The organism is Mycobacterium sherrisii (genome assembly GCF_002102355.1).
GTDB classification, from domain to species: Bacteria; Actinomycetota; Actinomycetes; order Mycobacteriales; family Mycobacteriaceae; genus Mycobacterium; species Mycobacterium sherrisii.
In genome coordinates, this window is record NZ_LQPT01000071.1 from 1 (window position 1) to 1048 (window position 1048).

The window sequence follows — 1048 nt, forward strand, 5'->3', positions numbered from 1 at the left end:
TGGTCCCATGACTGGCAATCAGGTGGTCCCATGACCGTGGCTAAACCCAGCTCAAACCGGTCCCATCACCGTGGCGGGCGACAGGCAGGGATCCCAGTCCCCAGGCTGCCACCGACGGCACCGCCGCCAGTAACGAATGTGATATCCGGCCGCTGATGTGCAGGAACCGCAGCAGCGACCGCAGCGCGGTCACCAGAGATTTGGCTGCCCAGGCCCGGCGACGGCAGGCTTCGGCCACAAGGAACTCGGTGACCTGCGCGGCCGACATTGCCTGCAACGAGGTGTCCAGCGGCGCCGGAAACCTGGACAGGAACAACCGGGCGGTGGTCAGATACCGATCGACCGACAGCGGCGCCAGACTCCGCTCCGCCGCCAGATAGCGGCGGTATTCGGCCAGCAGCACATCCACCGGACCGACCGGGGTCGGCAATCCTGGCGCCGGAACAACGCCCAGACCACGCAGGTACTTCAGCATCGGCGCGAAGCCGCGCGTCGATGTCAAGAACCCGAAGCCGCCAGCACGCCGATCCGACAGAAATGCTTGCAGCACATCGGCATCCAGGTCATCGGCCGCCAGTTTGTGCTCGTGCAGCCATCCGCTCAAATGCGCCAGCAGGTGGATGTGCTGAGCCACTGCATGACGGTTGAACCCCTGCCTGGTTAACTCGACCCGCAGCCCGGCCGGGAACACCCCCAACGGCCCGACCACCACTATCCGGGCCGGATCACCCGCCAATCCAGAACCAAGCGCCGCCATCTCTACCGGCCGCCCCAACAACCAGTATGACGCCTCCAGGAGCCCTGCGGTTATGCCGATCGGCGCGAGCCGATCACCCACTCGGACCCGGAACCTGGACAGCCGCGCGGCATAACGGTCATTGCGGCATAAGGTCCGCAAGTATCTGGCTGGTGACGGCACGCCGGGGGTGCGTGCCCGGCCCGGCCCGGATCCGTTCGACCCGTTCGTCGACTTCGCTGGGGTCGCCAAGCACTACGGCGTCTCAGTGGCGATCTGCCCGGCCCGGCGCGGTAACCGCAAGGGCGTGGT

1 protein-coding gene is annotated in these 1048 nt (G+C 66.6%); it reads right to left on the reverse strand.

The features are described 5' to 3' along the window. Positions 1–40 precede the first annotated feature (40 nt). Complete coding sequence (locus AWC25_RS12025) at positions 41–634, reverse strand: site-specific integrase (RefSeq protein WP_158089742.1); 594 nt, start codon at positions 632–634, stop codon at positions 41–43. Between the last annotated feature and the right edge of the window lie 414 nt (positions 635–1048).